Source organism: Streptosporangium sp. NPDC006013 (assembly GCF_040614275.1).
In the GTDB taxonomy this organism is placed as follows: Bacteria; Actinomycetota; Actinomycetes; order Streptosporangiales; family Streptosporangiaceae; genus Streptosporangium.
On sequence record NZ_JBEXUE010000487.1, the window covers coordinates 1 to 7409 of the forward strand.

General features: G+C 66.4%; 6 protein-coding genes. 4 read left to right on the plus strand and 2 right to left on the minus strand.

Annotated elements, in window-relative coordinates:
- A partial coding sequence (locus ABZ260_RS42520) for an FUSC family protein (RefSeq protein WP_355629182.1) occupies nt 1-754 on the minus strand: 754 nt, incomplete at its 3' end.
- Nucleotides 755-1056: 302 nt separating this feature from the next.
- On the opposite strand from ABZ260_RS42520, the gene ABZ260_RS42525 reads away from it, so the two are divergent.
- Nucleotides 1057-2838: a hypothetical protein gene (locus ABZ260_RS42525; protein ID WP_355629185.1), complete on the plus strand. Its 1782-nt coding sequence runs from the start codon at nt 1057-1059 to the stop codon at nt 2836-2838.
- Nucleotides 2839-2865: 27 nt separating this feature from the next.
- Complete coding sequence (locus ABZ260_RS42530) at nt 2866-4014, plus strand: serine/threonine-protein kinase (RefSeq protein ID WP_355629188.1); 1149 nt, start codon at nt 2866-2868, stop codon at nt 4012-4014.
- Here ABZ260_RS42530 and ABZ260_RS42535 read toward each other — a convergent pair.
- Nucleotides 3954-4475, minus strand: coding sequence for an ATP-binding protein (locus tag ABZ260_RS42535; RefSeq protein WP_355629192.1), 522 nt, complete (start codon nt 4473-4475; stop codon nt 3954-3956). The genes ABZ260_RS42530 and ABZ260_RS42535 overlap by 61 nt on opposite strands.
- Before the next feature lie 216 nt (nt 4476-4691).
- Between ABZ260_RS42535 and ABZ260_RS42540 the strand changes: the two genes are divergently transcribed.
- Nucleotides 4692-6440: an alpha/beta hydrolase gene (locus ABZ260_RS42540; protein WP_355629195.1), complete on the plus strand. Its 1749-nt coding sequence runs from the start codon at nt 4692-4694 to the stop codon at nt 6438-6440.
- 164 nt (nt 6441-6604) lie between these two features.
- The gene (locus ABZ260_RS42545; RefSeq protein ID WP_355629198.1) at nt 6605-7045 is read left to right on the plus strand and encodes a hypothetical protein; all 441 of its coding nucleotides are present in this window, start codon (nt 6605-6607) and stop codon (nt 7043-7045) included.
- Nucleotides 7046-7409: the final 364 nt, after the last annotated feature.

Sequence of the window (7409 nt, forward strand, 5' to 3'; positions counted from 1 at the left end):
GGCCGGCCTCACCCAGCGCCGCGAGCGTGCGGCGGACCAGCACCCGCGCGTTGCGCAGCGCCAGATCCACCGGTACGGCAGCGGTCTCGTACCTGGTCAGTCTGGCCCGGTGATGCCAGTGCAGCGGCGAGATCATGATGATCTCCTTGCTGTTCTCCAGCGCCGCCTCGAACTCTTCGACCGCCGTCTGGGTCCTGCGTCCGCCCTCCAGGGCCTCGGCGGCCAGGTCCAGATCGCCCTTCTCGATCGCCTCCGCCGCCTGCTCCAGCATGGTGGAGAAGGCGTCGAGCACGCCGGACAGATGCCTGCCCGCGATGGTGAGCGGGCTGGCGGGCAGCAGAGCGACCGCGGCGATGCCGATGACGCCGCCGGTGAGCGCGTCGGCCATCCGGTCCAGCCCGCCGACATCCTCGCCCGGCACCACCATGGCGACCAGCACCGCGGACGACCCGACCTGCGACACGAACAGCTCACCGCTGTTCAGCAGCCCCGCGACGCTCATCGCCAGCGCGATCACGATCGCCATCTGCCAGGGGCCCGAGCCGATCCACGACACCAGCAGGTCGCCGATGCCCACGCCCAGACTGACACCGACCACCAGCTCGACCACCCTGCGCAGCCGCTGACCGAGCCCCACACCCACGCAGATCATCACGGAGATGGGCGCGAAGAGGGGGTGGGTGTGGCCGAGCAGATGAACGGCAACGATCCAGGCCAGCGCGGCGCCCACGGCACACTGCGCGATGGAGGGCACAATCAGGCCAAACGTACCCAGCCGCTTCCTAACTTGATCACTGAGCCACGTTCGCACTCCTCCACAATGGCCGATCTTTATGACATTAAGATCACATTTGCCCCGAATTCTTCTGGTTTGGAGCATTCAGCCAAGGTCAGGGTGACCACGGCATCCCGCCGGCGGTCAGCCTCGGCAGCGGCAACCACTCCCTCATCCCCATCTTGCAGGCGGATACGGCGCCAGCTATGAATAAGGCGTCTCATGTCACGTTTTCCGACTGTTAAAAGCCTCACGGCCCCGGCGGTGAACCAGGAGAGTGTGTGACCACGGACAGAGATGACCTCGCGGCGGCGGTGGAGCGGACCGTGAAGTCCTCCATGAAGCCGCTGGCCCTGAGCTGGACAGAGCACAACACCGGCGTCATGGACAAGCTGAAGTCGATGACGAAGTCCACCGAGGATCTCGGCAAACAGGTCACGCAGTTGCGGGAGGGCCAGGCGCTTCTGGCCAAGGAGCTCAAGGCTGTCGCCCGGTCGGTGAACGACCTGCGCGCGCAGGTGGAGCTCAACGCCAGCAGAGCCGAAGCATGGGCCGAGCTGCACCGGCTGAAGGCCGAGATGAAGGAGGAGTTCGCCTCCCGGGACCACACGCGCCGGCTCGCGAGAAGCCTGATCACCGAGCTCGTTGCCGCTGCGATCCGCGATCGCACGCTGGCTTCGGAGACGGTACGGCAGGCGGTTAGCACGCAGATGCTCAGCACCGGGGAGTACTGGCTCGGCCCCGCTGTGGTCGCCGTCGCCGCTGAACTGCTGGAGGAAGAGGAACTGCGCAACCAGGCGTGGAGCCTGGCGACGGCCGCGGACAAGAGCCGTAGCACGCTGTTCCTCGCCCTTGTGCACTCCCTGCGCCGAGACGAGAAGACGGCCGCCCGGAGCATGAGCCGCTACCTGGAATCGCTCAACCCCCGTGCGCTCGGCGGCGAGTTCTTCCACGTGCTGAACGCCCTGGCGGAGGAGGAACTCGGGGAGAAGGCCCTGACCTACGCCAAGGAGAGGCTGAGCAGATGGGCGGAGGAGATCGATTCATTGACGGACGCGACCAATCCCACCTACAGCTCCCAGCGTGACGCATGCCGCCGGCAACTCCTCGCCTACCACGCCCCGCTGCCCGGCCAGGACTACCTCCGGCTCCGGCAGCTGGCCGAAGGGCAGTGGCAGCGCATCGAAGACGGCTGGAAACAAGCCACAGCGTGCGGGGCCGTGGCCACGCATTTCCGCAACCGCTTCGCCGTCGTTGAGAGCGGGCCCCGCTCCGAGTACGACCACATCCGGCATGCGATCGAGGCGCTCATCAAGCACCCGGGCCCCGATGAACTGGGATACCTCAGATCCATACGCCAGGCGGAGCTCGTGGTCGAGAGCGGCGGCAACGGCGGGACCGCACAGGCGGTCTCCGAGCTGAGCGATCCCCTCTCCGAGACGATCGACCTGCCGACCCTGCTGACCCGTGCCGCGTTCGCCCCTGAGAAGTGCGGAATCGGTGAGCGGGCCCAGCGCCTCGCGCTCGCCTACGCCGGCGGATGGATCATCGCCGCCGGGCAGTCCGTCACAGCGCAGGCGACCGAGCACCGGCCGGCGCGCGTGCAGGTCACGCAGGTACGGTGGCCGAACTGGCGACGCGAGATCGACGCGGAGACGCCCGAGGGGGACCAGGCCGATCGGCTGGCCGACGACCTGTGCAAGCACATCGAGAGAGCGGCGGAGCGGGTCCGGTACGACACCGTCCGGCTGGGTGTCGGAGGTGTCGGCCTGGTGGCCGCACTGCTCTCCTTCCCCGTCGCCGACGGGGTGGCCGCGTGGATGTTCCTGCTTTTCGGCCTCCTCGGCGTCGTATGGGCGTTGCCGGAACTCGGCCGCGTGCCGAGGGAGCGGAAACGGATCAGCGAACAGACGCGGGAGGAGAAGCGCCGGGCGCGCCACAGTCTGCGCGGAGCGGTCGAGGAGAGCACCGTTCTCCTCGAAAGATGGAACACCGCCACCGCCACCGGGCTCCACGAACTCCAGGAATGCCTCGCGGATCTCCGGTCGGACAAGCACCGCTGAGCGACTACGCCACGACGAGGGGAACCCATGGAAGCCGGCACGGTGCTGGGTGGCAGGTACGAACTCCTCCGCCAGGCAGGAGAAGGTGGACAGGGACTGCTGTGGCAGGCGCGTGATCGGAAGACCGGCGACCACGTCGCGGCCAAGCTGCTCCTCATGGACGATGCGAAGCGATACGAGCGGGAGATCCGAGTACTGCGCCTGCTGTCGCCCAGCGACCGGATCGCCGCCCTCCACGACGCCGCCGACCATGACGGTCGCCCCTACCTCATCATGGGATGGATCGAGGGCGACTCGCTGCAGGAGGTGCTGCGCCGCGAGCCCTTGCCCCGGCTGGAGCGGGTCCTGCACTGGACCGGGCAGATCTGCGAGGGACTCGCTCACGCGCACAGGGAGGGTGTCTTCCACCGCGACGTCAAACCGGCCAACATCATGGTCTCCCCCGCGGGAAACGTCACGCTCGTCGACTTCGGCATCGCCCGGTTCATCGACTCGACGTTCACCGCGTTTCCCGAGGACCGCCGCCCCACCGGCTCCTACGCCTACCTGGCTCCCGAGAGATGGCACGAGCACCCGGGCGACCATCTGAGCGACCTGTACGCGCTTGGGTGTGTGCTCTACGAGATGCTCGCCGGGCAGCCCCCGTTCGGATTCGCGTGGCGTTACACGGACTGGACGCGCCTTCGGGACAAGCACCTTCACGCCTCTCCGGTCCCCCTGGCCCAGCACCGCTCCGGCATCCCCGAGGTGCTGGACCGGCTCACCGTCCGCCTGCTCGCCAAGTCTCCGGCCGAACGTTCCGGCGACGCGCAAGAGGTGATCGAGCAGATCTCCAGGCTCATCCACCCTCCCACGCCCCGGGTCGGCGGCGGCTCCGGGGGCGATGACACTCCTACGGCTGTAGGCCCCTATGTGGATCCGGGCTTCATCGAGCGGTTGCGCACCGCCGACGTGCGGATTCAGCGGCTGAACACCTTTCCCGGTCCGGACGCCCCCAGCACGTTGGAGGCCCAGGCGGAGCGGGCCGAGCTCATCGGGCAGTCGGGTGACGTGACGGGAGCCATCCGGGAGTACGACAGGATCGAGAAGCTCTACAGCCGCGTCCACGGCCCCCGTCACCCGCTGACCCTGGCCATCCACAGCGCGGGGATCCGCTGGACGTTCGCCAAGAAGTGAACGGACATCCGCCGTACGTCAGGAGAGGCGCCGCCACGGCCGTCGTTGGAGATCGTCACGATCACCTCCCCCTCCCCCGCTCGTAGATCGACTGTGATCGTACGGGCTCCGGCATGCTTGTCCGCGTTGGTGATGGCCTCCCTGGCCACGAAGTAGACGGCCGTCTCGATCCCCGGCGCGAGCCGGTCGGGGAGCGCGTGGCGGACGGTCGCCGGTACGGCGGAGCGCTCCGCCACCTCCGTCAGCGCGGCCCGCAGCCCCAGCGTGTCGAGGACGGTGGGGTAGACCTGCCACACCACGCTGCGGAGTTCGTCGAGGAGCAGCCGGGATTCCGCGTACGCCTCGTCGATCCGGGCGGAATCGGCGGTGTGCCGCACCCGTCCCAGCAGCGTCGCCAGCGCCACGCCCCGTTGCTGGACGAGCGCGGGTTCGCCGGCGGAGCCCTGCGCCCGGCACCGCATCCTTAACTCAGATATCCACAGATCCTGGCGCCGAGATCAGGAGCGGATGAACCGTGGGCCGGATATCGGTTCGCCGATATCCGGCAGATCACCCACAGCGAGAATGATGCTCGCTTATTAAGAATGGACCAGCAAGTCTATTCATGATGAGATGCATCGGTGACGTCCTCCGATATGACTTCGACCGCGAAATACGCAATCGAGGCATATCGCAGAGTGGCCGAGCTCGCGCAGGCCAACGCACCCGCGCTGAACAGAGCGTCCCAGGTGATGCAGACCAATACCTGGGCGGGTGGCGGAGCGTCCTATTTCACCAAAGAACTGTTCTCCCACCGCGTACGGCTTCAGCAGGCGTTCCAGACGGCGCTGGACGAAATCGCCGCGATGATCGTGCGCCAGGGCGGGGCCTCTCCCCCGCAGCTACGGGTGATCACCCCGCTCCAAACGAGCATGAGTGCGGGTGCCGGCGGGTTCAGGGGGATAGACGTCGACCAGATGGAACTCCTCATCAGAGAACTCGACCGGGCCGGCGACCCGCTGATGGAGGCCGGATCCCAACTGCAGAGCGCCTGCTCGGTGCTGTGCGTGGCCCCCGGCGCCGGCCCCGCGATCGGCTCCATCGGAGCCTGGGCCGAGACTCAGACCAGAGATCTGCGAAAGCGTCTGAAGACCATCACGCGCGTGACGCCGATCGCCGAGAACGGGCTTCCCGTGCAAGGACCGTTCCTCGCCATGGGCACGATCGGCGCGGGAGCGGCGGCGTACGGGCTGTTCGGCGCGTTCGACACCGCGCCGAACAAGGCCAGGGACCTGCTCTCCCGCGCGAGCGGCGGCGATGCCAAAGCCCTGGAGGGGATACTGAAACTCCAGCGGGAGGGAAAAGACGCCGGCTTGGCGCAGCGGGTCAGCGCCTGGTGGAAGACACTGAGTCCGGCCACCGCGAAGGAGCTGACCAGCGCGGCTCCGGGCCTGGTCGGCTCACTGAACGGGCTGCCCTCGGCCACCCGCGACAGACTCAACCGGACCTTTCTCGACCAGGAGGAGAAACGGTTGACCACGATGCTGTCCGGTTTCACGGAGAAAGCCGGGTGGATCGTGTTCTCTGGAGAAGGGCGCGCGGGGTTGGAGGTGGCCAGAGAGCGGGTTTCCCTCATGCTGAAGAGAGTCCAGGAGGTGAGAGCGGCCCTCGCCAAGGGAGGCCGGAACGGCTTCCCCCCGGCGCTGCTGCTCGCCTTCGACGCGGTGAACGCGCACGGCCGCGCGGTGGTGTCGTACGGCGACCCCGACAGGGCACACAACATCACCACCTATGTGCCGGGATTCACCACCCAGGTCGAGGTCGGCGCCGCCGACTTCGACCGCGCCCTGCGCACCTGGAGTGCGGCAGACATGTTTGCCGACGGAAAACAGACGGCTTCGATCGCGTGGCTCGGCTATGACGCTCCGCAGCTCGACCTCGGATTGATCACCCCGGGCCATACGGTGGCCGCGGACGGTGCCGCCGAGAAGGGCGCCCAGGAACTGGCCTCCTTCACCGACGGGCTGCACGCCACCCATGACCTCGCCGTACCGGCCCGTCTGACCATGGTCGGCCACAGCTACGGCTCGCTGACCACCGGAAAAGCCGCCACGCTACGCCCTCCCGGAACGTTCGCCGATGACCTGGTGTTCGTCGGCAGCCCCGGCGTCGGCACCTCCCAGGCCACCGAGCTGGGTGTGGGCAGTCATGTGTGGGTAGGGGCCAGTGACAATGACCCTGTCGCCAAGCTCGGGCGGTTCGGTGGAGATCCGGACTCCCCCGAATTCGGCGCCATCCGCTTCCGCGCCGGCGAGGGCGGCCACTCCGACTACTGGATGGACAATTCTGATTCCCTAATTAACATCGGCCACGTTATCGCCGGAGAATTTGATGACGTCCAGAAAATATTCGCACCTTTTCTTCGGCCATCAGATTTATCTTCATAAATGTAAACGTCGCAAAAAAATCGCGCGAGGCGCCAATTAAGCTAGCCGCCGAACGGCCACGCGAACTGCGAGAGGAACTCATGGCACGGCGATTACACGTACTCGCGGCACTCACCGCGTTGATGATGGTCAGCTGGCCCAGCGGCTGCGCGAAGGAGTCAAAGATGAATGATGGGCCGAATATGTCCGAGGCCCAGGCCCTCACCCGGGTGGAGGAGCTCATCCGCTCGGCCCTCACCGGAGTTATGCCGGCTCCCGGCCTGGACCTTTACCCCACGAGTCTCGCTGACCACCCCTGCATCCCGAATGAGGGGAACATCCTCACCGGGGATATCTATGTCATTCGAATTTACTACCTGACAGGGATTCCCAAGGAGCGTCTCGTCGAGGCGGCTCGACATATTCGAGCGAACTGGGAGGGGGCAGGACATAAGATTACAAACGAATACGCGTTCGATAAGGGAAAGCCTAGATTGTCTGGCAGGACCGGCGATGACTTTCGCCTCGCTCTCGATACGGCCAAGCGAAACTCCACCTTGCAAATTTTGTTCTCAGTGAGCTCGCCATGCTTTCGCCCCGACAAGCCTTCCCCCTCCTCCCCCTGACCCGCCGAACTCATTTCTCCTTGCTCGCACGGCTCATCGGCCGAATTCCGCCACGTCACCCCAGGACCATCCTCGTCCGGCTCCGGTTGAAATTCGACCCGAACTCGATCCCGGCTCTCCGGCATGTTCACTGGAACAGCACGCGTCCCCGAATGAAGGACGAAAGTCGATCGTGATCGCCGGCAGCACGTCACCTGATCACGAATCGACGCCTGGAGCCTGACGGCTCCCCGTCCGGCAGGTTGAATGCGCTCATGTGTTCGGTCAGGCAGCCCCTGCCTAGGCTTTGCGGGCGAGCAGTTGAATCTCCTGGAACTGCCGCCGGTCGGTGGGCTGAGGCTCGCGAACCATCCGGGCCACCTCG